Genomic DNA, 21,253 nt, shown 5'->3' on the forward strand with positions numbered 1-21,253 from the left:
ACTTACTGGACGATCTTTCGCGCCCGGTGCAATCATGCGGCGGCAACCTGCCGATTCCCCCGCGCGGAAGGAGCCTCTGCGATGCAGGGCGACCCCGAGGTCCTCGAATTCCTCAACGAGCAGCTGACCGGCGAGCTGACGGCGATCAACCAGTACTGGCTGCACTACCGGATCCAGGACAACAAGGGCTGGACCAAGCTCGCCAAGTACACGCGTGAAGAGTCCATCGACGAGATGAAGCACGCGGACAAGATCACCGAGCGCATCCTGATGCTCGACGGTCTGCCCAACTATCAGCGCCTGTTCCACGTCCGGGTCGGCCAGACGGTCACCGAGATGTTCCAGGCCGACCGGGAGATCGAGGTGGAGGCGATCGACCGCCTCAAGCGGGGCATCAAGGTGATGCGCGAGAAGGGCGACATCACGTCCGCCAACCTCTTCGAGGAGATCCTCGCGGACGAGGAGCACCACATCGACTACCTGGACACCCAGCTGGACCTGATCGACAAGATCGGCGAGGCGCTCTACATCGCCCAGCAGATCGAGCAGCCGAGCTAGTGCGGCCGAGCCGGTACCGCAACGGGTACTAGGCCGCTTCTTCCAGTCCGGCGAGCACCGGCTTGCCCTGGTCGACGAGCTCACGGCGGGGGCAGGCACCCCGGCCGAGGAGGGCCTGGATACGGCGGACACACGAACCGCAGTCGGTGCCGGCCTTGCAGGCGGAGGCTATCTGGCGCGGTGTGCAGGCGCCGTTCTCCGCGTGCTGCTTGACCTGCTGCTCCGTGACGCCGAAGCATGAGCAGACGTACACGCGGTTCACCTCCCGCCGGGTTCGAAGTGCCATCCCCTTGATCGGTGAGGCTAACCTAACCTTACCCGTCGCGCAGGAACCATAAAAGTGGGGTGGGGCGGGGATCGTATGTGATCCGCGCCCCACCCCATACCTCTGTGACAGGCGACCCCGTTACTGGTCCCGGTACATCTCCGCCACCAGGAACGCCAGGTCCAGCGACTGGCTGCGGTTGAGCCGCGGGTCGCAGGCCGTCTCGTAGCGCTGGTGCAGGTCGTCGACGAAGATCTCGTCGCCGCCGCCCACGCACTCGGTGACGTCGTCGCCGGTCAGCTCCACATGGATGCCGCCCGGGTGGGTGCCGAGGGCCTTGTGGACCTCGAAGAAGCCCTTGACCTCGTCGAGCACGTCGTCGAAGCGGCGGGTCTTGTGGCCGGAGGCCGCCTCGAAGGTGTTGCCGTGCATCGGGTCGGTCACCCAGGCCACGGTGGCACCGGAGGCGGTGACCTTCTCGACCAGCTCGGGAAGCCGGTCGCGGATCTTGTCCGCGCCCATACGGACGATGAAGGTCAGCCGGCCCGGCTCGCGGTCGGGGTCGAGGCGGTCGATGTACTGCAGCGCCTCCTCGGCCGTCGTGGTCGGGCCGAGCTTGATGCCGATCGGGTTGCGGATCTTGGAGGCGAACTCGATGTGCGCGTGGTCCAGCTGCCGGGTGCGCTCACCGATCCACACCATGTGCGCGGAGACGTCGTAGAGCTGACCCGTGCGCGAGTCCACCCGCGTGAGCGCCGACTCGTAGTCGAGCAGCAGCGCCTCGTGCGAAGAGTAGAACTCGACGGTCTTGAACTCCTCCGGGTCGGCCCCGCAGGCGTGCATGAAGTTCAGCGCGTTGTCGATCTCGCGGGCGAGCTGCTCGTAGCGCTGGCCGGACGGGGACGACTTCACGAAGTCCTGGTTCCAGGCGTGCACCTGGCGCAGGTCGGCGTAGCCGCCGGTGGTGAAGGCGCGCACCAGGTTCAGCGTGGAGGCGGACGCGTGGTACATCCGCTTCAGCCGCTCCGGGTCCGGGATGCGGGATGCCTCGGTGAAGTCGAAGCCGTTGACGGAGTCGCCCCGGTACACCGGGAGCGTGACGCCGTCGCGGGTCTCGGTGGGCTTGGAGCGCGGCTTGGAGTACTGGCCGGCGATCCGGCCGACCTTCACCACGGGCACGGAGGCCGCGTAGGTGAGGACGGCGCCCATCTGGAGCAGCGTCTTGAGCTTGTTGCGGATCTGGTCGGCGGAGACCCCGTCGAACGCCTCGGCGCAGTCGCCGCCCTGGAGGAGGAACGCCTCTCCCTTGGCGACGGCCGCCATCCGGGCGCGCAGCTGGTCGCACTCGCCCGCGAAGACGAGCGGCGGATACGACTCGAGGTCCGCGATCACTGCGCGCAGAGCCTCGGCGTCGGGGTACTCAGGCTGCTGCGCCGCGGGCAGGTTTCGCCAGGTGTTGCCAGCGCTTGCGCTGGTCTTAGCGTTCACGGTCACGACCTCAACATTACGGGGTGATGTGCCGGGTTCCGGGCCATGCCCAGTAAGTGAGACGAGGGGTACACACCTCGGACATGGGATAGGGTGCCTGGCATGTTCGCGCATTCGACCCAGAACTGGTGGTGGACCGCTCATCCGGCGGCCCACTGACTGCGCGTACGCACGACTTCGCGAAGGCCGCCCGAGGGGCGGCCTTCGGCGTTTGCCGGGGTCCGTTCCTCTCCCACCGAGAAGGAGTACGGACCCATGAACCTGCTCGCCCTGCTGGCCGACCCCCGCCCGTTCGCCCTGCTCCGGCGCCGCACGCCGGGCCACGACCACGACCTGGTCGAGGTGCTGCTCGGCCCGGTGGCGTCCTGCGACCGGCTCGCCGACCTCCCCGACGAGGGCCTGGCCCTCGTCCCCTTCCGCCAGATCCGCGAGCGCGGCTTCGACGTCCGCGACGACGGCACGCCGCTGTCCGTCCTCGTCCCCGAGGAGAGGTACGCCCTCCCGCTCGCCGACGCCCTCGCCCAGCTGCCCGCGCACGCCGTGCGGGTCGAGGGCGGCGGCTTCGACGTGGCCGACGAGGAGTACGGCGAGATCGTCGGGCGGGTGCTGCGCGAGGAGATCGGGCGCGGCGAGGGCGCGAACTTCGTGATCCGGCGGACGTACGAGGGGGAGATCCCGGAGTTCTCCCGTGCGGACGCGCTCGCGCTGTTCCGGCGGCTGCTGGAGGGCGAGCGGGGCGCGTACTGGACGTTCGTGGTGCACACCGGTGAGCGGACGCTGGTCGGCGCGAGTCCCGAGGTGCATGTGCGGATGTCCGGCGGGACGGTCGTGATGAACCCGATCAGCGGGACGTACCGCTACCCGGCCGAGGGGCCCACGCCGGAGCATCTGCTGGACTTCCTCGCCGACGGCAAGGAGATCGAGGAGCTGTCGATGGTCGTCGACGAGGAGCTCAAGATGATGTGCACGGTCGGCGACAGGGGCGGGGTGGTGATCGGGCCCCGGCTGAAGGAGATGGCCCATCTCGCGCACACCGAGTACGAGCTGCGCGGGAGGTCCACGCTGGACGTGCGGGAGGTGCTGCGGGAGACCCTGTTCGCCGCGACCGTCACCGGCTCCCCCGTGCAGAACGCCTGCCGGGTGATCGAGCGGCACGAGGTCGGTGGCCGCGGCTACTACGCGGGCGCGCTGGCGCTGCTCGGCCGTGACTCCGGCGGCGCCCAGACCCTGGACTCCCCCATCCTCATCCGCACCGCCGACATCTCCGCCGACGGCCGGCTGCGGGTGCCCGTCGGCGCCACCCTCGTCCGCGGTTCGGACCCGGCGAGCGAGGTCGCCGAGACCCACGCCAAGGCGGCGGGTGTGCTGGCGGCCCTGGGCGTACGGCCGTCCCGGCCGCGTCGGGAACAGGCGCGGCCCCGGCTGGCCGACGACCCCCGGGTGCGGGCGGCGCTGGACGGGCGCCGGGCCTCGCTCGCGCCGTTCTGGCTGCGGATGCAGGAGCAGGCGCCGGAGCTGAGCGGCCACGCCCTGGTCGTCGACGGGGAGGACACCTTCACGGCGATGCTGGCGCACGTGCTCAGGTCGAGCGGCCTGGGGGTGACCGTGCGGCGCTACGACGAGCCCGGCCTCGACCGGGCGGTGCGCGCGCACGAGGGGCTCGTGGTGCTGGGGCCCGGTCCCGGTGACCCGGCCGACCTCGCCGACCCGAAGATGCGCTTCCTGCGGGAGCTGACCGCCGAGGTCCTGCGCGGCCACCGGCACGGCGTGCTGGGCGTCTGCCTCGGGCACGAGCTGATCGCGGCCGAGCTGGGGCTGGACATCGTACGGAAGGAAGTGCCGTACCAGGGGGCGCAGACGGCGATCGAGCTGTTCGGGCGGCCGGAGACCGTCGGCTTCTACAACAGCTTCGTGGCGCACTGCGACGACGAGGCGGCGGCGGAGCTCGCGGCGCACGGCGTCGAGGTGAGCCGGGCGGCGAACGGGGAGGTGCACGCGCTGCGGGGAGCCGGCTTCGCGTCGGTGCAGTTCCACCCGGAGTCGGTGCTGACGCTGAACGGGGCGGCCGTGGTGCGGGAGCTGATCGGTCAGCTGCGCGGCACCAGCACGTTCTCCGAGCGGCGGCCCGCCGTGTAGTCCAGGACGTTCCTGACCGTGGCGTCGACGATCTGCCCGACGGCTTCCTCGGTGTAGTACGCCTGGTGGGACGTGACCAGGACGTTCGGGAACGTGACGAGGCGGGCCAGGGTGTCGTCCTCGACGGCCGAGAGAGACTTGTCGAGGAAGAACAGGCCCGCCTCGGCCTCGTACACATCGAGCCCGACGCCCGCGAACCGCCCGGCGCGCAGCTCGCCGACGAGGGCGGCGGTGTCGATCAGGCCGCCGCGGCTGGAGTTGACGAGGATCGCGTCGTCCTTCATCGCCTTCAGCGCGGCGGCGTCGATGAGGTGCCGGGTCTCCGGCATCAGCGGGACGTGCAGGGAGACCAGGTCGGACTCGGCGAGAAGCTGCTCGCGGGAGACGTAGCGCATGCCGAGCTGCATGCACGCGGGGTTCTCGGCGATGTCCCAGCCGAGCAGGCGCATGCCGAAGCCGTGGGCGATACGGGTGAACGCCTCGCCGATCTTGCCGGTGCCGAGGACGCCGGCCGTGCGGCCGTGCATGTCGCGGCCCATCAGGCCGTCCAGGCGGAAGTCGAAGTCGCGGGTGCGGGTGGAGGCGCGGACGACGCGCCGGTTCACCGCCATGGCGAGGGTCCACGCGAACTCGGCCACGGCGTACGGGGAGTAGTACGAGACGCGGGCGACCGTCATGCCGAGGCGTTCGGCCACGGCCAGGTCGATGTTGTTGAAGCCGGTGGAGCGCTGGGCGACCATCCGGGTGCCGCCGGCCGCGAGGATCTGCAGGACGCGGGGGCCCAGGTCGGCGTTGACGCTGGTGGAGACGGCTTCGTAGCCGGCGGCGATGGGGGCGGTGTCCTCGTTGAGGAAGACGTCCAGGCAACGGATGTCGTGGTGGCCCTGGAAGGCGTGCCGAAGGAGGGGTTCTTCGTCCGCCTGCACACCGAATGCGAGGATTTCCAACGGGTGCCTCCGCTTGTCGCCGTATCTGACGGGTTGCTGTGGATATCGACAGTTTCGGCTGTGGGTGGCGTGTCGCGCAGTTCCCCGCGCCCCTAACCGCCTCTCCTGAGCCTTTCCGTGAGCGCCCGGCCTTGCTGGGGCGAGGGGCGGGGTTCCGCCAGGCGGGTGAGCAGGCGGTCCAGGTTCAGGTCCACCGCCGCCTCGACCAGCTCCGCGTATGCCTCGGCCGCCACTGCCGCCCTGCGGCGGGCCACCGTCGCCGCGGTCGCCGCGATCACCGCCGCCGGCCACCAGACCAGCGCCGGCACCAGGTACAGCAGCGCCCAGCCGCCCAGGGTGAACGCCGCGTCCAGACGGGTCCGGGTCGCGGTGAGGGTGTCCCTCGTCGTGGTGGGGAGGATCAGCCAGAGGCGGGGCCAGACGACGGCCAGGTCGATGCCGTACTCCTGGCGGAGGCGGACCGAGGGGGCGTGGAGGCGGTCGCCGAGCCAGGTGGGGTGCTGGGGCGGGATGAGGGAGAGGGCGTTGCGGCGGGCGGCCTGGGCCGGGTCGCCGTGCTGGTCGTACGCCTCGTCGGCCGCCCGCCACGCCCGTGCCCGGCGTGTGGTCAGGCGCGTGGCCAGGGAGGTGAAGGGGCGGGGCCAGGCGCCGGTGAGGAGGCGTTCGACGGGGGCGGCGAGGGACTGGGCCAGGGCGCCGAGGGCGGCGGAGACGGGGACGGCGGCCAGGATCAGGAGGACGGCCCGGACGGCCGGGGCGTCCCGGCTGCGCGGTGTGGTCTCGGTGAGCGCGGTGAAGCCGTCCCGCAGGTCGCGCCAGTCGTACCAGCCCGCGTGGCCGAGCCGGAGCGCGGCCGCGGCGACCAGGAGGTAGGCCAGGCCCGGCAGGACCAGCAGGGTGAACCAGCGTTCGGCCAGTCTGCGGCCGAGCTCGGCGAGGAAGCCCGTCACCCGGCGGCCCTCACGCGTCCGCGACGAAACTCAGGACGCGCTCGTGCACCAGGCACTCCGGCGGGCCCTGACCGGCCCGGCGCCGCTCGAAGCGCCGGCAGGCGCCGACGGGGCAGAGGTAGGCGCCGCGCACGGGCGGGCCGGGGGCGCCCACGGGGGTGGGGGGATCGGCCTGCCGGGCGAGCAGGGGCTCGAGGAACGTGACGTCCAGGCCGGCCAGGACCTCGTCGATCCCGGCGCCCTCGCGCAGGCGTCGTACGGCCTGTTCCAGCGCGGCCCGGCGCGGCCCGCTCACCAGCCGCAGGTTGGCCAACTCCCGGCAGAACTCGGCGTGCAGGTCGTCGTCCACGGGTTCGTCCACGACGTCGATCGTAGGTCCCGCTCCCGCCGTCCCGCGCCGGAATCCACGACGTCGACCACGGCTCCGGACCCCGCGGTCCCACGCCGGAACCCATGACCCCAGGCCCGCCGCCCCACGCCGGGATCCGTGACCCCAGGCCCGCCGCCCCGCGCCGGGATCCGTGGCCCCGGTCCCGTCGTCACGCGCCGGAATGGACATGCGCCGCCCAGCTCAGCGGGCGGTCGGGGTGGCGGGCGCGCAGGGTCCGGACCGCCTGGTGGAGGGCGCGGGCGGCGGGGGGCGGGCCCTCTCGCGCGGGGGCCAGGGCGGCGTAGACCCGCTCGGCGAGCTCCGCCGAGGAGGCGTCGTCGGCCCGCCACAGGGTGCCGATCACCTGGGAGAACCCGGCGAGCTGGAGGGAGCCGGCCAGGTGCAGCGCCTCGTCGGGCAGGGCGGTGCCGCCGACGGCGGTCTCGCAGGCGGACAGGTACGCGAACTCGGCAGCGGGCAGGTCGAGTCGGGCCATGTCGAGCACCGACAGGGCGCCGCCGGGCAGCAGCAGGCGTCCGCGGGAGGGCTGTCCGGGATCCTGCACGCCGTGGCAGGCGAAGTGCACCCAGGGATGCCGGGCCAGCGCGGCGCGCACCGTGTCCGCGTCGGCGTCCGCGCCCTTGAGCAGCGTGCCGCCGAGCGCGGCGTGCGCGTACCCCGCCTCGCGCAGGGCGCCCGGCAGGCTCGCCTGTCCGTCCAGTTCGGGCACGGCGACGATCAGCGGGTCCCGGCGCTGCCGCGGTCCGCCCGCCCGTGCGCGCAGCAGTGCCGTCACGCTCGGGGTGTACGACGACACCACCCGGTCGGGCACCTCCCCCGCCGCGTGCAGCGGCAGGAAGGCCAGGGAGCGGGTCGGGCACCACCACAGCCGGGGCGGCTGCTCGCCCGGCGGTGGCGGTCCCGTGATGCCGAGGGCGTCCAGCACCGGGCCGGCCACGGTCTGCCACAGCCAGTCCAGGATGTCGGTCACGGCCCGCTCGGCGAAGGCGCGGGTGAGCCCGGAGCGGGCCGCGGCGGCGGCCGCCTGGAACAGCAGCTCGCCGCGTTCGCGGGCCCCGGCCTCGGTGAGGCCGGCCAGCGGGCAGACCCGGAGGTCGTGGCCGTCCAGCAGCAGGGCGTGGCCGCCGTGCTGCTCCGGTCCGACGGTGACGACGACGACCGGGCCCTCGGCGCCCGCCCGCAGCAGCCGGCCGGCCGTCGGCGGGCGCAGGAAGTCCTGGAAGCCGTCGCGGGTGCGGATGTCGTCGACGGTCTCCTGCCATGCGCGGGCCAGCCGGTGGCGGCGGTCGGCGGCCTCGCCGGACAGGCTCTCGGCGGCGGCCCCGTCCAGGGCCCGGCGCAGCTCGTCGAGGCGGGCGGCTAGGGCGGGGTGGGCGGCGGCCAGGTCCCGTGTCTCGCCGCGCAGTTCGAGGGCCTGGGCGGCGAGCACCCCGCGGCCCGCCTCCAGCAGCTCCAGGGCCGTCGCCGGTTCCCCGGCGGCCAGGGCCAGCTGGGCGGCGAAGGATCCGGCCGGGGCCATGCCGCCCAGCAGCTCCTCCTGGTCGGAGCGGTCCGTGCCGCGCCAGGCGAGCAGCGGCAGGAGTCCGACGGCGGTGCGGGCGGCGTCCAGCGCGCGCCGGATGTCGCCGGTCTCCTGGGCCACGGTGGCCAGTTGCAGCGCGGCGGCGGTGCGCAGGGCGACCGGCTGGGCGGGGTCCGCGGCCAGCAGGGCGTTGACCTCGGCCGCCTCCTCACGGACGGTGCCGTCGGCGCGGGCCGTGTCGGAGAGGATCCGCGCGTACACGGCACGGGCCACGCCCTGGCGGGGATCGCCGGGCGGCAGCATGCGGGCGGTGGCCCGCGCGCCCTCCAGCGCCCGCTCCAGGTCGGCCCGGTCGCCGCCGAGCCGGTGCCGCATCCACAGGGCGTAGGCGTGGTTGCCGTGGAGCATCACACTGCGCCGGGGGTCGTCGGGGGCGTCGCTCAGGGCCTGTTCGTAGTGGCGTACGGCGGCCTCGGCGGTCTCGCGTGTGGCGCCGGGGAGCCGGGTGCGGGCGAGCAGGACGGAGCCGAGGGCGTTGAGCAGGGCGGCGCGCCAGGCGTGGCCGGGGGCGGTGGTGGCCAGGGCGCGTTCCACGAGGTGCTGGGCGCGGTCGAGTTCGCCGCTGTCGCCGGACTGCCGGGCGTACTCGACGGTCAGGGTGACGAGGTTGGCGAGGGCGACCGGGAACTCCGCCCCGAACTCGGGTGTGCGGTCGGCGAGTTGCCGGGCCGCGTCGATGGCCTCGCGCAGGGCGGCGAGGTGCCGGGTGCGGGCGTGCCGTTCGCTGAGGGCGAGCAGGAGGTTGCCGAGAAGCTGCTCGGGCACCTCGGCGCCGGGCGGCAGCACCGCAAGGCCCTCGCGGCAGTGGGCGACGGCCTCGTCCAGGAGGGCGAGGTCGGCGGTGGCGCGGTAGCGGAAGACCAGCACGCCGCCGAGCCGGGCCAGGGCGGCGGAGCGGTGCAGGGGTTCGCGGGCGGCGGCGACGGCACGCCGGGCGACGGCCTCGGCGGGGCCGTGGTCCGGTTCCGGGTCGTGTTCGCTGTCGGCGAGGAGGACGTCGCAGTGGGCGGCGAGCACCAGGGAGTCCTCGGCGTAGCGGCCGCCGGGTGCGGTGAGCCGGGCGAGCAGGTCGCAGGCGCGCGGGATGACACCGGGGTCGGCGGTCTCGCGGTACTCGTGGACGCTGGCGGCGCAGAAGGAGGTCGCCGCCTCGTGCGAGGGGTGGGGTCCGGCAAGGCCCTCGGCCATCAGGTCCAGGGCCCGGCGGCGGTCGGCCGCGTCGCCGCGCATCTGGTAGCGGTACTGGAGGTGGCGGCCGAGGTCGGCGGCGTAGCGGGCGGGGTCGGCGGCGTAGAGGTCGGTGTAGGCGGCGACGGCCTCCTGGAGGATGTGCGGGTCGCGGCGGCGGGCGAAGCGCTGGGCGAGCAGGTCGGCGTGGGCGCCGCGCATCCGTGCGGCGATGCGCGGGTACAGGGGGTGGTCGGCCATGGTCCGCTGGAGGGCGAGGGCCTCGTCGATGAGGGTGACGTCCGTCCTCTCCGGGGCGGTGGCGGTCAGGTACGTCGACATGGTCATCGCCGCCTGGCCCAGCCACTGGGGGCTCGCCGGGTCCAGGGCGGCCAGCGCGGTGCGGGCCAGGTCGACGGCGTCCCGCATGCCGGTGGAGTCGCGGGTGCGGGAGGCGCGTGCGGTGAGGAGGGCGGCGAGGCGTCCGCCCTGCCGGGGGCGGTCGGCCGGGCCCGCCCTGTCGAGGGCGGCGCGGGCGTGGCGGAGGGCAGTGTCCTCGTCGGCGCTGTCGCCGCTGAGCCGGAAGCGCTGGGCGGCGGCGTCGGAGAGGACCTCGTGGACCGCGCTGAGCAGCGGGTCGTCGGCGGGCCGGCCGCGCAGACAGCGGCTGCCGAGCAGCAGGGCGGCGTCCAGGCACCAGCGGCGCAGGGGGTCGGGGGTGTCGGCGGCGAGGGCGCGCTGTCCGAGCAGGGCGCAGGTGCGGCCCGCGTAGGCGGCGGTGTCCTCGTCGAGGGCGGCGCGGGGGTCGACGAGGGTGCGCAGGGCCGGTGGGACGGCGTCGGGGAGCGCGCGGTGCAGCAGGGCGGCGGTGAGCCAGAACACCGCCTGTTCCGGTGTCCCTTCGCCGCCGCCCGCCCTGGCCGCGGTGCGTAACAGGAGGGTCAGTCCGGCGAGCCGGCGCGGGCCCGGCGGGGGCGGCTCGGCGCCGTCGCGCACGGCGGGCCACACGCCGGCCAGGTCCTCCTTGTGCCGTTCCAGCAGCACGCCGAGTCCCAGCCGGTCGAACAGTCCCGCCATCCCGACTCCCCCCCTGTCCGCCGGCCGCGGCACACGCCGGGCCGAGGACGGCCTCGGCCGAGGCCCCAGTCAGCCGAAGAAGACGCCGACCTCGTCGTATAGCTTCAGGTCGACCGTCTTCAGCCGTGCCGTCGCCTCGGCGATGGGCACGCGCACGATGTCCGTGCCGCGCAACGCGACCATCTTGCCGAAGTCGCCGTCGCGCACACAGTCGATCGCGTGCAGTCCGAAGCGGGTGGCGAGCCAGCGGTCGAAGGCGCTGGGGGTGCCGCCGCGCTGCACATGCCCGAGGACGGTGGTGCGGGCCTCCTTGCCGGTGCGCCGCTCGATCTCCCGGCCGAGCCACTCGCCGATGCCGGACAGCCGCACATGCCCGAAGGAGTCCAGCGAGTCGTCCTTGAGGACCGCCTCGCCGCCCTTGGGCATGGCGCCCTCGGAGACGACGACGATCGGGGCGTACGACGCCTTGAAGCGGGAGGTGACCCAGGCGCACACCTGGTCGACGTCGAAGCGCTGCTCGGGGATGAGGATGACGTTGGCGCCGCCCGCGAGCCCGGCGTGGACGGCGATCCAGCCGGTGTGCCGGCCCATCACCTCCACCACCAGCACCCGCATATGGGACTCGGCGGTGGTGTGCAGGCGGTCGATGGCCTCGGTGGCGATGCCGACGGCGGTGTCGAAGCCGAAGGTGTAGTCGGTGGCCGACAGGTCGTTGTCTATCGTCTTGGGCACGCCGACGCAGGGCACACCGTATTCGTCGGCCAGGCGGGCGGCGACACCGAGGGTGTCCTCGCCGCCGATGGCGATCAGGGCGTCGACCTCCAGCTTGCCGAGGTTCTCCTTGATCCGCCGGACGCCGTTCTCGTGCCGGAGGGGGTTGGTGCGCGAGGAGCCGAGGATGGTGCCGCCGCGGGGCAGGATGCCGCGCACGGCGGGGATGTCGAGACGTGTGACGTCGCCCTCCAGGGGCCCGCGCCAGCCGTCCCGGAAGCCGGTGAACTCGTAGCCGTACTCCTGGACGCCCTTGCGGACGATGCCGCGGATGACGGCGTTGAGCCCGGGGCAGTCGCCGCCTCCGGTCAGTACTCCGACCCGCATGGAAATGTCCCTTCGCCGCGGTTGCCGAATCTGCGAGTGCCGTACGGCAGCACGCTAGCCGTGACGCAGGTCACTTCGGCATGGCCCGGCCGGGCCCTTTCCGGTGAAACCCGGCCGGGGGCGGGGGATCCGGCGTGATCGGCGGGACGCCGGGATCACTCGTCGTCGAGGCCGCGCTCTATGGCGTAGCGGACGAGTTCGACGCGGTTGTGGAGCTGGAGTTTGCCGAGGGTGTTCTGGACGTGGTTCTGCACCGTGCGGTGCGAGATCACCAGGCGTTCGGCGATCTGCTTGTAGCTCAGGCCCTTGGCGACGAGCCGCAGCACCTCGGTCTCGCGGTCGGTGAGGCGGGGGGTGTCGGCGTCGGCGGCGCCGCTGCCCTGCGCGGGGGCGGGGTCGGAGGCCAGGCGCCGGTACTCGCCGAGGACGAGGCCGGCGAGGCCGGGCGTGAACACCGGGTCGCCCGCGGCGGTGCGGCGCACGGCGTCCAGCAGTTCCTCGGTGGACGCCGACTTCACCAGGTAGCCGGTCGCGCCGGACTTCACCGCCTCCAGCACATCGGCGTGCTCGCCGCTGGCGGACAGCACCAGCACCCGCAGCGCCGGGTTGTGCCCGACGAGCTCCTTGCAGACCTGGACGCCGGGCTTGACCGGCAGGTTGAGGTCGAGGACCAGCACGTCGGGGGCGGCGGCCCGGGCGCGGCGTACGGCCTGCTCGCCGTCGCCCGCGGTGGCGACCACGTCGAAACCGGCCTCGGCCAGGTCGCGGGCGACCGCGTCGCGCCACATGGGGTGGTCGTCGACCACCATCACCTTGATCGGGCCCTGTGCGCTCATGTCCTGCCTGCCTTCCCCCGTGGGACCTTCGGTACCTTCAGCTCGACCTCCGTGCCCTGGCCGGGGACGGAGACCAGTTCGGCGCTGCCGCCGAGATCGCGCAGCCGCCCGCGGATGGACAGGGCCACGCCCATCCGGCCCTCGCCCTCGGCCTGCGCGAGCCGGCCCTCCGGGATGCCGGGGCCGTCGTCGCGGACGGTCACGATCACCTCGTCCGGCCAGTCCTCCACCAGGATCCAGGCGCGGGCGCCGTCCCCCGCGTGCTGCCGCACATTGTCCAGGGCCGCGCCGACCGCCGCCGCCAGCTCCCGGGCCGCCGCGGGCTCCATCGGCACCGGGGCGCCCGGCTCGGCCAAGCTGACCCGGGCCGACGCGAACGGCGTCAGCAGCGACCGCAGATCCACCGGACCGTCGGCGTCCGGCTCCTCCACAACCCGTACGACGGCCCCCTCGGCGGCGTTCTCCGACACCCGCGAGACCCGGCCGAGTCCGCCGGAGACCAGGGTGCGCAGCGCGACCTCCTGCTCACCGGCCAGCCGCCCCAGCTCGGCGGCCTCACCGCCGATGACCGCACCGCGCCGCTGCACCATGGCCAGCACCTGGAGCACGCTGTCGTGGATGTCCCGCGCCAGCCGCTCCCGCTCCCGGGTCGCGGCCTCGATCTCCAGCGCGCGGGCGAGGGTGCGCTCGGAGGCGCGGGCGACCTCGACGACGTAGCCGATGGCGATGGAGGCGACCCAGACGAGGATGACGTTGTGGACGGTGTCGCGGGCGGGCGTGCCGCGTTCGATCAGGTTGGCGACGGCGACCGCCGTGGAGGCGCCGGCCGCCCAGCGCCAGCCGCCCTTGATCGCGAAGGCGAGCACCGAACCGGCGGTCCATATCGACGGCAGCGTCGGCCCGCCGTCCGCGACCCGCTCGGCGGTGTCGGCGAGCGGGGTGATCAGGATGCCGGTGAGGGCGATCGTCAGGTCGACGGCGAGGAAGCGCCTGGTGCAGCTCGCCGCGTTCTGTACGCGGGGCAGGGTGGCGAGGGTCCACACCACGAGGACCGCGTAGTAGCCGACGGCGAGCCAGGGGCGGGTGAACTCGTCGTGGGCGGTGCCGAACAGGCCGACCGCGTACAGCATGGTCAGCACCCGGAAGCCGGCGAGCGCGCGCCACAGCGGCAGCTCGACCGACATCCTCATGACTCTCTCGCGCTTGGCCACCGGCCACCCACCCCCGAGCCCAGGCTCTCCCTAGGCGCTGTTTCTGGCCGCCTTGGCCGCTTCCTTCGCGGCCTCCTTCTCCGCCTTGGCCGCCTCCGCGATCTGCCGCTTGGCGGCCGTCGCGTACATGTCGACGTACTCCTGGCCGGAGAGCTTCATGATCTCGTACATGACCTCGTCGGTCACCGCGCGCAGGACGAACCGGTCGTGCTCCATGCCGTGGTAGCGGCTGAAGTCCAGGGGCTTGCCGATGCGGATGCCGGGGCGCATGACCTTGGGGACGACCTTGCCGGGCGGCTGGATCTTCTCGGTGTCGATCATGGCGACGGGGATCACCGGGGCGCCGGTGGCCAGCGCCACGCGCGCGAGGCCGCCGGGCTTGCCGCGGTAGAGGCGCCCGTCCGGCGAGCGGGTGCCCTCGGGGTAGATGCCGAACAGCTCACCGCGCTCGATCACCTCGATGCCGCTCTTGATCGCGGCCTCCCCCGCGCCGCGCGCACCGGAGCGGTCCACCGGCAGCTGGCCCACGCCCTTGAAGAACGCGGCCGTCAGCCGGCCCTTGACGCCCGGCGTGGTGAAGTACTCGGCCTTCGCGATGAACGTCACCTTGCGGTCGAGCACCGCGGGCAGGAAAAAGGAGTCCGAGAACGAGAGGTGATTGCTCGCGAGGATCGCGGGGCCCTCGGCGGGAACGTTCTCCAGGCCCTCCACCCAGGGCCTGAAGACGAGCTTCAGCGAACCCCCGACGGTGACCTTCATCGCGCCGTACAACAACCGAGTGCCTCCTGTGTCTGTCGAACAGACCTTAACCCCAAGGTCGCGCGAGTGGCCCGACGACCCTGGTCGGTGTCAGTGCGGTCGCGTACGGTGAAGCCCACGCTGGCTTTCTCACGCACGTTGCCTTCTCCGAACGCTGCCTTCTCACGAACAAGGAGACCGAAGGTGCCGGTCCTTCCCGGAGCCGAGCCGTACCGCCACGAGGGCGGTGAGGTCGGCGTCCTGCTGTGCCACGGCTTCACCGGTTCCCCGCAGTCGCTGCGCCCCTGGGCCCAGTTCCTCGCCGAGCGCGGTCTGACCGTGTCCCTGCCGCTGCTGCCGGGCCACGGCACGCGCTGGGAGGACATGCAGCTCACCGGCTGGCAGGACTGGTACGCGGAGGTGGACCGCGAGCTGCGCGCCCTCACCGAGCGCTGCGCCCAGGTCTTCGTGTGCGGTCTGTCGATGGGCGGCGCCCTCGCCCTGCGCCTGGCCGCCCGGCACGGCGACGCGGTGGCGGGCATCGTCGTCGTCAACCCGGCGAACAAGGTGCACGGCCTGTCGGCGTACGCCCTTCCGGTGGCCCGGCATCTCGTCCGCACCACGCGCGGCATCGCCAGCGACATCGCCAAGCCGGGCAGCGTCGAGGTGGGCTACGACCGGGTGCCGCTGCACGCCGCGCACTCCCTGCGGCGGTTCTTCCGGGTCGTCGACGCCGAGCTGCCCCAGGTCACCCAGCCCCTGCTGCTGCTGCACAGCCCGCAGGACCATGTCGTGCCGCCCGCCGACTCGGCCCGCATCCTCAGCCGGGTGTCCTCCACGGACGTCACCGAGCTGCTGCTGGAACAGAGCTACCACGTCGCTACGTTGGACCATGACGCGGACCGGATCTTCAAGGAGAGCTACGGGTTCATGGGCCGGCTCGCACCCAGTGTCGGCAAGGAAGGGACGGCCGCAGGTGGCTGAGCACGACTCCGAGAGCAGAGACCGGGAGGAGCGCGAAGGCGCCGGCCCGCAGGAGCAGGGCGTGCCCTTCGACGAGGACGCCGCGTGGGCGGCGATCGTCGCCGGGTACGGCGAGGAGCCGCCGGACCCGCCGGGCGCGAAGCCGTTCAAGTCGGTGGAGGACCTGGCGCTGCTGGAGGCCGCGACGAACGACGGGGACGACGGGGACGACGCGGACGAGGACGCTCCCGCCGCGCAGCAGGAGGCGGCGCCCAAGCCGCTGGGCAGCTCGGTGTCCTTCGCCCCCGGCGTCGGCCCGCGCGACTACTCGGTCGCCGAGCCGTCGGAGGACGACCTCGGCGAGGACGACGAGGGCCACTTCGTGCCGCCGGAGCCGCCGCCGCTGCCCGCGGCCGACACGACCGCCAAGTTCGCCTGGCTGGGTGTGGTCGGCGGCCCGGTGCTGCTGCTGCTCGCGGTGCTGCTGGGCTGGGAGATGACCTGGTGGCTGACCACCGTCTGCATCGGCGGCTTCCTGGGCGGCTTCGTCACGCTGGTGGCGCGCATGCGCACGGACGACGACGAGGACGACGACCCGGGGCGCGGGGCCGTCGTCTGACGCTCAACCCGCCGGGATTCTGAGGGCGGCCAGGACCGGCAGATGGTCCGTGGCCGCCCTCAGGTCGTCCGCGGTGACGCCCGGCAGGTCCACGGGCACCCCGCAGCCGAGCACCTCCACGCCCTTCGTCGCGAAGATCGCGTCGATACGGCGGTGGGGCTCGTCGCGGATCCAGCTGTACGGGGAGCCCCAGGGGGCGACGGCGTGGCAGTCCTGGAGCTGTGCCGCGAGCCGCTGGAAGCCGGTGCCGTTCGGGCGGTCGTTGATGTCACCGCCCGCGATCGCGTGGGGCGCGTCGAGGGCGGCGAGCCGGTCCAGGAGCATGCCGCACTGCTCGTGGCGCTCGGCCTTGTCCAGGGAGAGGTGGCAGCTGATCACGCCGAGCCGGGCGGCGCCGTAGCGGACGACCGCCGTGGACAGGCCGCGGCGATGGTGGCCGGGGGTGAGCGGGAGCAGGACGTCCTCGGTGTGCTCGACGGTGGTGCGCAGACTGCACAGCAGCGCGGGGCCGGCGGCGGGGGCGCCGCCGGAGAGGATCAGCAGGTCCGCGGCGCGGGCCAGGCGGGCGAGTTTCTTGCGCCAGCGGAAGAATCTCGGTGCTTCCTGCACCAGCACGAGATCAGGGTCGCAGGCACGCATCACCCGGGCCAGCGCGGAGGTGTCGTCGCGCATCGACCGGATGTTGTAACTGAGGACGCGGACGACTGCGGAACCATCGGGCTCGGTGCGGGAGTTGGGGAGCGGCTCCATGCCGGTCAATGTACGCCCGATGACGCGGGGCGCGAGGCAGGTGCGCGACTGCCGGTTCGTCGTGGCTTGTCGCGCCCACGCGGCGGCAGCCGCATGTGTGTCCCGCCCCGCGCCCCTGGGTGGGCGCAGTCGCCCGGCGTCCGAAGAGGAACGTCACATGATCGGGTCGGGTTCGCGGGCCAGGTCGGCCGCGCCCACCAGGCCCGCCTTGTTGCCCAGCTGGGCCGCGATCACGTCGGCCACCGGACGCCAGTTGCCGCCGACCAGCCAGCGCTTGTAGGACTTGCGGATCGGGTCGAGGACCAGCTCGCCCTCGTCGGAGAGGCCGCCGCCGACGATGAAGGCGGACGGGTCGAACAGGGAGGCCAGGTCGGCGAGGCCCGCGCCGGCCCAGCGGGCCAGCTCGCGGTAGGAGTCGACGGCGACCGGGCAGCCCTGGCGCGCGGCCATGGAGATGTGCTTGCCCTCGATGCCCTCGGGGGTGCCGTCGCCCAGGCCGAGCAGGATCTGGGCGTTCTCCGGGGTGGCGTTGGCGCGCTGCTTGGCGTAGCGGACGAGGGCGCGGCCGGAGGCGTACTGCTCCCAGCAGCCCTGCGAGCCGCAGCCGCACAGCAGGCCGTCCGGCACCATGCGGATGTGGCCGAACTCGGCGGCCACACCGAAGTGGCCGCGGCGCAGCTTGTTGCCGATGATGATGCCGCCGCCCAGGCCGGTGCCGAGCGTGATGCAGATGACGTTGCGGTGGCCCTTGCCGGCGCCGAACTTGTACTCGCCCCAGGCGGCGGCGTTGGCGTCGTTCTCCACGACCACGGGGAGGCCGACGCGCGCCTCGACCTTCTCCTTGAGCGGCTCGTTGCGCCAGTCGATGTTGGGCGCGAAGTAGACCTCGGAGCGCTGGCGGTTGACGTAGCCGGCGGCGCCGATGCCGACGCCGACGATGTCATGACCGGCGCGCGCACCCTCCACCGCGGAGGCGATCGCGTCCACGATGCCCTCGGGCGTGCCCGGGGTCGGCACCTTGAAGGTCGAGAGGATGTTGCCTTCCTCGTCGACCACGCCGGCCGCGATCTTCGTGCCGCCGATGTCGACGCCGATGGTGAGTCCCATGAATCCCTCAGTTTCGGTCGAGCCCCGCTACGGCCAACCGTACCCGAGGAGGCCGTCAGTCCAGGTCGATGCGTTCGCCTGATGGACCACTGTCCTCACCGCGGTCGGGGTCCCGCTCGAAGTCCGCTGTACCGGCGGTCCAGCGCTTCTCCTGGGCCTGGACGGCGGAGCGGTAGGCGGCGAGCAGTTCCTGGCCGGCGGTGGCGAGGTGGTCGAAGACCTCGGGGTTGCGCTCGATGACGGGGTCGACGGCGGCCTTGGCCTGCTGGACGACCTGCCGTACCACCTGCTGGGCGGCGGGTCCGGCGACCGCGCCGAGCAGTGGCGACTGGAGCCCGGACAGCTTGTCGGCGACGGTGTCGACGAGCTTGCGCAGCTCCTCGGCGGCCGAGCCGGGGGGCGGGCCGCCGCGTTCCCGGCGCCGGGCCCGCTCCGCCGCGAGATCCTCGGCGCACGCCGTCGACCAGGCGTCGGCGTCGGCCGGGCGCTCCCCCGCTGTGGGGTGCTCTTCGCTCATGGCGGGCTCCTGACTACGGTTCGTCCTTCCGACGTTACCCGAACGGGCGCCCCGCGTTCACCGCCCTGCCGGCCACAGTCCGGGGTCCGGCGTGAACCGGATGCGCAGCTCCCCCTCGCGCAGGCTCGCCCCGTCCACGGTGCAGCGGCGCAACGCGGACGGCAGCGGAACGATCCGCCGGAACGGGCCGACGCTGAGCACGACGTCGTCGCCGCGCCGGACCAGGTCGAGGTCGTCGCGGTGGGCGCCGGGCAGCGGGATGTGCCAGACCAGGTGACCGTCCTCGGCGAGCCGGTCGACGACCGGCCACTCGACGGCGGCGGCCCGGTCCCCGGCGCCGGGCGGCGCCAGCCGGGCCAGGTCGTCGGTGCCGCGCGGATCGCGGCCCAGGTGGGCGACGGGCCGCACGTCGTAGGCCCCCTGCCACTCCTCCAGCACCTTGCGCTGCTGGGCCACGGGTCCGGCGAGCCAGCTGCCGGGGGCCGCCTCGGACTCGGGGAGTGTGCGGTTCGCGACCAGCGGGCCGGGCCGGCGGCCGCGCAGGGCGAGCCCGAGGGCGGCGGAGCGGACGGCGTCGGCACCGGCGGGCGTGGGCTCGGCGACCAGCCGGAGGGAGGTGTCCTGGTCCGCCAGCACGGCCTCGACCGCCGCCAGCTCCACGTCCCAGCGCGCCGCCGCCTCGTACAGCCACTCCGCGGGCATCGGTACCCCGGCGAGCTTGCCCAGCAGGGGCCGCAGGGCGCGGGCGGCCTGCCGCTCGGGCGGGAGCAGCCGGCGCAGATACCGGCGCAGTTCCTCGGGCAGCGACAGCAGGGCCAGCGCCCGGTCGAGCGGCGGCATGTCGACGACGACCAGGTCGTGCGCCTCGGACAGCACCGCGTCGCGCAGGGCCCGCAGCAGGCTCAGCTCCTCCGCACCGGGCAGCGGTGTGATCTCGTCGCCCTCCAGCCGGGTGGCCCCGAGCAGATCGAGCCCGGCCAGGGCCCGCTCCTGCAGCGCGGCCAGGTCCTCCCGGAAACCGGCGGCAGGGTCCGGTCGCCATGCGGTGAGCCGCGTCTCCACCTGCGTCGGGGCCGGTCCCGTGGCGGTGCCCAGCACAGCGCCGAGGGTGTCCCCGCGGTCAGCGCTCAGCAGGAGCGTACGGGCCCCCGCGCGGGCAGCGGCGAGCGCGGTGGCGGCGGCGACGGTCGTACGGCCGCTCCCGCCAGGACCCAAGATCAGGATGGTGCGCATGGGAGTGAACGGTAACGGAGGTGCCGCCGGGGGCGGGGGGAACCGTGCGACCGGCCACGGCGCGCCCGCGGCCCGCGACGGCGGAGGACCTCTACTTGGCCCCGGACTCGACCCGCTTCTTGAGGCCGGCCAGCGCCCGGTCGATGATGACCTTCTCGGCCTTCCGCTTGATCATCCCGAGCATCGGGATCTTCACATCCACCGTCAGCGAGTACGTCACCTCGGTCGAACCCGCCCCGGCCGGCTTCAGCACGTACGACCCGTCGAGGGACCGCAGCATCTGCGACTTCACCAGCGTCCAGGAGACCTCGTGCTCCCCGGTCCAGGTGTACCCCAGCACCTGGTCGTCCTTGATCGCCCCCGCGTCCATGACGAGCCGCACCTGCTCGGCCCGCCCCTGCTCGTCCGTCCGCAGGACCTCCGCCTGCTTCACCTCGCCGGTCCAGTCCGGGTAACGCGCGAAGTCGGAGATCACCGCCATGACGTCGGCCGGCGCCGCCTCGATGGTGATGCTCGAGCTGGTGTGTTCCGCCATCGCTGTGGCTCCTCCAGATGCGGTCCGGCAAGAGATCGTGGTGCGCACGTATGTGCAGCGTGAAGGCTACCGCGCGCCACCGGTCACCATTCGAGCGCCCAGGGCCTCCCGGTGCCCGCGAAGTGTCCGACGTTGACGCATTCCGTGGCCCCGATCCGCATCCGCCGCGCCAGCGGCTGATGGACGTGGCCGAACAGGGCGTAGCGGGGGCGCGTGCGGCGGATGGCGTCCAGCAGCGCCCGGCTCCCCCGCTCGAAGCGGCGCGCGACGGTGTCGTAGACGAGCTCCGGCACCTCCGGCGGGATGTGGGTGCACAGCACGTCGACCTCGCCGACGGCCTCGATCTTCGCCGCGTACTCCTCGTCGGAGATCTCGTACGGCGTGCGCATCGGGGTCTGCAGGCCGCCGCCGACGAAGCCGAAGGTCCAGCCGCCGATCTCGACGCGCTCGCCGTCCAGCACGCGGGTGCCGGGGCCGGCGTACTCCTTCCACAGCGGCGGCATGTCGACATTGCCGTAGGTGGCGTAGGTCGGTGTGGGGAACGCGGCGAACAATTCGGCGTACTGGCGGCGCACCGCGCGTTCGATCACGGCGGCGCGGTCGTCGCCGACGCCCTCCCACAGCCGCCGGCCGAAGTCGCGGGCTTCGTCGAAGCGGCGGGCGGTGCGCAGTTCGACGAGGCGGCGGGCGTTCTCGGCGCCGAACAGGTCGGGGAAGATGCCGCGCGAGTGGTCGGCGTAGTCGAGGAAGAGGACGAGGTCGCCGAGGCAGATCAGGGCGTCGGCGCCGTCGCCGGCCCGGGCGAGGTCGGCCGCGTTGCCGTGCACGTCGCTGACCACATGTACACGGTGCGTGCCTCGTGTCGATGCCATGGCGATCAAGCGTAGGCGGCGCGCGGCCCCGGTGAACAGTGGCGGGCGGGCCTGGGGTTACTGGCTGGTTCTGAACGGTGTCGACTACTGTGCGCGAAGGAACAGCAATCCGTGTGACGCAGCGAACATCTCGCCGGGACCCCCTGTCGGAACCGCCATACCGGCGGGTAACGTCCGGGCAGTCCAGTCGTGCTCTGGTTTTCAACTTGTGAA

21 protein-coding genes are annotated in these 21,253 nt (G+C 73.3%); 5 read left to right on the forward strand and 16 right to left on the reverse strand.

Annotated features, from left to right (window positions below; translation table 11 throughout):
• Positions 1-81 precede the first annotated feature (81 nt).
• Positions 82-558: a bacterioferritin gene (gene bfr / locus ACSU6M_RS09260; protein WP_437068625.1), complete on the forward strand. Its 477-nt coding sequence runs from the start codon at positions 82-84 to the stop codon at positions 556-558.
• A 28-nt stretch (positions 559-586) separates the two neighbouring features.
• On the opposite strand, the gene ACSU6M_RS09265 is transcribed toward bfr, so the two are convergent.
• Together ACSU6M_RS09265 and ACSU6M_RS09270 are read right to left on the reverse strand one after the other, a co-directional pair.
• Positions 587-844 (reverse strand): (2Fe-2S)-binding protein, encoded by a 258-nt coding sequence (locus tag ACSU6M_RS09265; RefSeq protein ID WP_437068627.1) that lies wholly within the window; start codon positions 842-844, stop codon positions 587-589.
• A gap of 120 nt (positions 845-964) precedes the next feature.
• Complete coding sequence (locus ACSU6M_RS09270) at positions 965-2,317, reverse strand: class II 3-deoxy-7-phosphoheptulonate synthase (RefSeq protein WP_437068628.1); 1,353 nt, start codon at positions 2,315-2,317, stop codon at positions 965-967.
• Positions 2,318-2,413: 96 nt separating this feature from the next.
• On the opposite strand from ACSU6M_RS09270, the gene ACSU6M_RS09275 reads away from it, so the two are divergent.
• Positions 2,414-2,470 (forward strand): trp operon leader peptide, encoded by a 57-nt coding sequence (locus ACSU6M_RS09275; RefSeq protein WP_071528813.1) that lies wholly within the window; start codon positions 2,414-2,416, stop codon positions 2,468-2,470.
• A gap of 96 nt (positions 2,471-2,566) precedes the next feature.
• Positions 2,567-4,447, forward strand: a complete 1,881-nt coding sequence (locus ACSU6M_RS09280) for an anthranilate synthase family protein (RefSeq protein ID WP_437068630.1) — start codon at positions 2,567-2,569, stop codon at positions 4,445-4,447.
• On the opposite strand, the gene ACSU6M_RS09285 is transcribed toward ACSU6M_RS09280, so the two are convergent.
• From ACSU6M_RS09285 to ACSU6M_RS09320, 8 genes are all read right to left on the reverse strand, one after another.
• Positions 4,399-5,394 carry a 2-hydroxyacid dehydrogenase gene (locus tag ACSU6M_RS09285; protein ID WP_437068631.1) on the reverse strand — a complete coding sequence of 332 codons (996 nt, stop codon included), beginning with the start codon at positions 5,392-5,394 and terminating at the stop codon, positions 4,399-4,401. The two genes, ACSU6M_RS09280 and ACSU6M_RS09285, sit on opposite strands and share 49 nt — an antisense overlap.
• A gap of 92 nt (positions 5,395-5,486) precedes the next feature.
• Complete coding sequence (locus ACSU6M_RS09290; protein ID WP_437068632.1) at positions 5,487-6,344, reverse strand: hypothetical protein; 858 nt, start codon at positions 6,342-6,344, stop codon at positions 5,487-5,489.
• Positions 6,345-6,354: 10 nt separating this feature from the next.
• Complete coding sequence (locus ACSU6M_RS09295) at positions 6,355-6,705, reverse strand: hypothetical protein (RefSeq protein WP_437068634.1); 351 nt, start codon at positions 6,703-6,705, stop codon at positions 6,355-6,357.
• Between the two features lie 178 nt (positions 6,706-6,883).
• A complete protein-coding gene (locus ACSU6M_RS09300; protein WP_437068636.1) occupies positions 6,884-10,561 on the reverse strand; it encodes a CHAT domain-containing protein in 3,678 nt (1,225 codons plus the stop codon).
• A 69-nt stretch (positions 10,562-10,630) separates the two neighbouring features.
• Entirely contained in the window at positions 10,631-11,659 is a 1,029-nt protein-coding gene (locus ACSU6M_RS09305) for a 6-phosphofructokinase (protein WP_437068638.1), read from the reverse strand.
• A gap of 155 nt (positions 11,660-11,814) precedes the next feature.
• Complete coding sequence (locus ACSU6M_RS09310; RefSeq protein ID WP_437068639.1) at positions 11,815-12,495, reverse strand: response regulator; 681 nt, start codon at positions 12,493-12,495, stop codon at positions 11,815-11,817.
• On the reverse strand, positions 12,492-13,706 hold the full coding sequence (gene macS, locus ACSU6M_RS09315; protein ID WP_437068640.1) for a MacS family sensor histidine kinase: 1,215 nt from the start codon (positions 13,704-13,706) through the stop codon (positions 12,492-12,494). The genes ACSU6M_RS09310 and macS overlap by 4 nt, the downstream gene beginning before the upstream one ends.
• Before the next feature lie 30 nt (positions 13,707-13,736).
• Complete coding sequence (locus tag ACSU6M_RS09320) at positions 13,737-14,477, reverse strand: lysophospholipid acyltransferase family protein (protein WP_437068642.1); 741 nt, start codon at positions 14,475-14,477, stop codon at positions 13,737-13,739.
• Positions 14,478-14,648: 171 nt separating this feature from the next.
• On the opposite strand from ACSU6M_RS09320, the gene ACSU6M_RS09325 reads away from it, so the two are divergent.
• Entirely contained in the window at positions 14,649-15,428 is a 780-nt protein-coding gene (locus ACSU6M_RS09325; protein ID WP_437068643.1) for an alpha/beta hydrolase, read from the forward strand.
• Positions 15,421-16,026, forward strand: a complete 606-nt coding sequence (locus tag ACSU6M_RS09330) for a hypothetical protein (RefSeq protein WP_437068644.1) — start codon at positions 15,421-15,423, stop codon at positions 16,024-16,026. The genes ACSU6M_RS09325 and ACSU6M_RS09330 overlap by 8 nt, the downstream gene beginning before the upstream one ends.
• A 3-nt stretch (positions 16,027-16,029) precedes the next feature.
• On the opposite strand, the gene ACSU6M_RS09335 is transcribed toward ACSU6M_RS09330, so the two are convergent.
• The 6 genes from ACSU6M_RS09335 to ACSU6M_RS09360 form a co-directional block, all read right to left on the reverse strand.
• Positions 16,030-16,776, reverse strand: coding sequence for an endonuclease/exonuclease/phosphatase family protein (locus ACSU6M_RS09335; RefSeq protein WP_437068645.1), 747 nt, complete (start codon positions 16,774-16,776; stop codon positions 16,030-16,032).
• Positions 16,777-16,929: 153 nt separating this feature from the next.
• Positions 16,930-17,883 (reverse strand): ROK family glucokinase, encoded by a 954-nt coding sequence (locus ACSU6M_RS09340; RefSeq protein ID WP_437068646.1) that lies wholly within the window; start codon positions 17,881-17,883, stop codon positions 16,930-16,932.
• 55 nt (positions 17,884-17,938) lie between these two features.
• Complete coding sequence (locus ACSU6M_RS09345; RefSeq protein ID WP_437068647.1) at positions 17,939-18,400, reverse strand: DUF5304 domain-containing protein; 462 nt, start codon at positions 18,398-18,400, stop codon at positions 17,939-17,941.
• A 57-nt stretch (positions 18,401-18,457) separates the two neighbouring features.
• Entirely contained in the window at positions 18,458-19,633 is a 1,176-nt protein-coding gene (locus tag ACSU6M_RS09350; protein WP_437068648.1) for an ArsA family ATPase, read from the reverse strand.
• A 91-nt stretch (positions 19,634-19,724) separates the two neighbouring features.
• On the reverse strand, positions 19,725-20,168 hold the full coding sequence (locus ACSU6M_RS09355; protein WP_437068649.1) for an SRPBCC family protein: 444 nt from the start codon (positions 20,166-20,168) through the stop codon (positions 19,725-19,727).
• Between the two features lie 83 nt (positions 20,169-20,251).
• The gene (locus tag ACSU6M_RS09360) at positions 20,252-21,040 is read right to left on the reverse strand and encodes a metallophosphoesterase family protein (protein ID WP_437068650.1); all 789 of its coding nucleotides are present in this window, start codon (positions 21,038-21,040) and stop codon (positions 20,252-20,254) included.
• Positions 21,041-21,253: the final 213 nt, after the last annotated feature.

Source organism: Streptomyces sp. enrichment culture (assembly GCF_964272895.1).
Taxonomy (GTDB): domain Bacteria; phylum Actinomycetota; class Actinomycetes; order Streptomycetales; family Streptomycetaceae; genus Streptomyces.

What these genes read in the sequence shown, in the direction of transcription:
- bfr (WP_437068625.1), top strand. Translation starts at nt 82, where the DNA reads ATGCAGGGCGACCCCGAGGTCCTCGAATTCCTCAACGAGCAGCTGACC.
- ACSU6M_RS09265 (WP_437068627.1), bottom strand. Translation starts at nt 844, where the DNA reads ATGGCACTTCGAACCCGGCGGGAGGTGAACCGCGTGTACGTCTGCTCA.
- ACSU6M_RS09280 (WP_437068630.1), top strand. Translation starts at nt 2,567, where the DNA reads ATGAACCTGCTCGCCCTGCTGGCCGACCCCCGCCCGTTCGCCCTGCTC.
- ACSU6M_RS09300 (WP_437068636.1), bottom strand. Translation starts at nt 10,561, where the DNA reads ATGGCGGGACTGTTCGACCGGCTGGGACTCGGCGTGCTGCTGGAACGG.
- ACSU6M_RS09305 (WP_437068638.1), bottom strand. Translation starts at nt 11,659, where the DNA reads ATGCGGGTCGGAGTACTGACCGGAGGCGGCGACTGCCCCGGGCTCAAC.
- ACSU6M_RS09310 (WP_437068639.1), bottom strand. Translation starts at nt 12,495, where the DNA reads ATGAGCGCACAGGGCCCGATCAAGGTGATGGTGGTCGACGACCACCCC.
- ACSU6M_RS09335 (WP_437068645.1), bottom strand. Translation starts at nt 16,776, where the DNA reads ATGGAGCCGCTCCCCAACTCCCGCACCGAGCCCGATGGTTCCGCAGTC.
- ACSU6M_RS09340 (WP_437068646.1), bottom strand. Translation starts at nt 17,883, where the DNA reads ATGGGACTCACCATCGGCGTCGACATCGGCGGCACGAAGATCGCGGCC.
- ACSU6M_RS09345 (WP_437068647.1), bottom strand. Translation starts at nt 18,400, where the DNA reads ATGAGCGAAGAGCACCCCACAGCGGGGGAGCGCCCGGCCGACGCCGAC.
- ACSU6M_RS09350 (WP_437068648.1), bottom strand. Translation starts at nt 19,633, where the DNA reads ATGCGCACCATCCTGATCTTGGGTCCTGGCGGGAGCGGCCGTACGACC.
- ACSU6M_RS09355 (WP_437068649.1), bottom strand. Translation starts at nt 20,168, where the DNA reads ATGGCGGAACACACCAGCTCGAGCATCACCATCGAGGCGGCGCCGGCC.
- ACSU6M_RS09360 (WP_437068650.1), bottom strand. Translation starts at nt 21,040, where the DNA reads ATGGCATCGACACGAGGCACGCACCGTGTACATGTGGTCAGCGACGTG.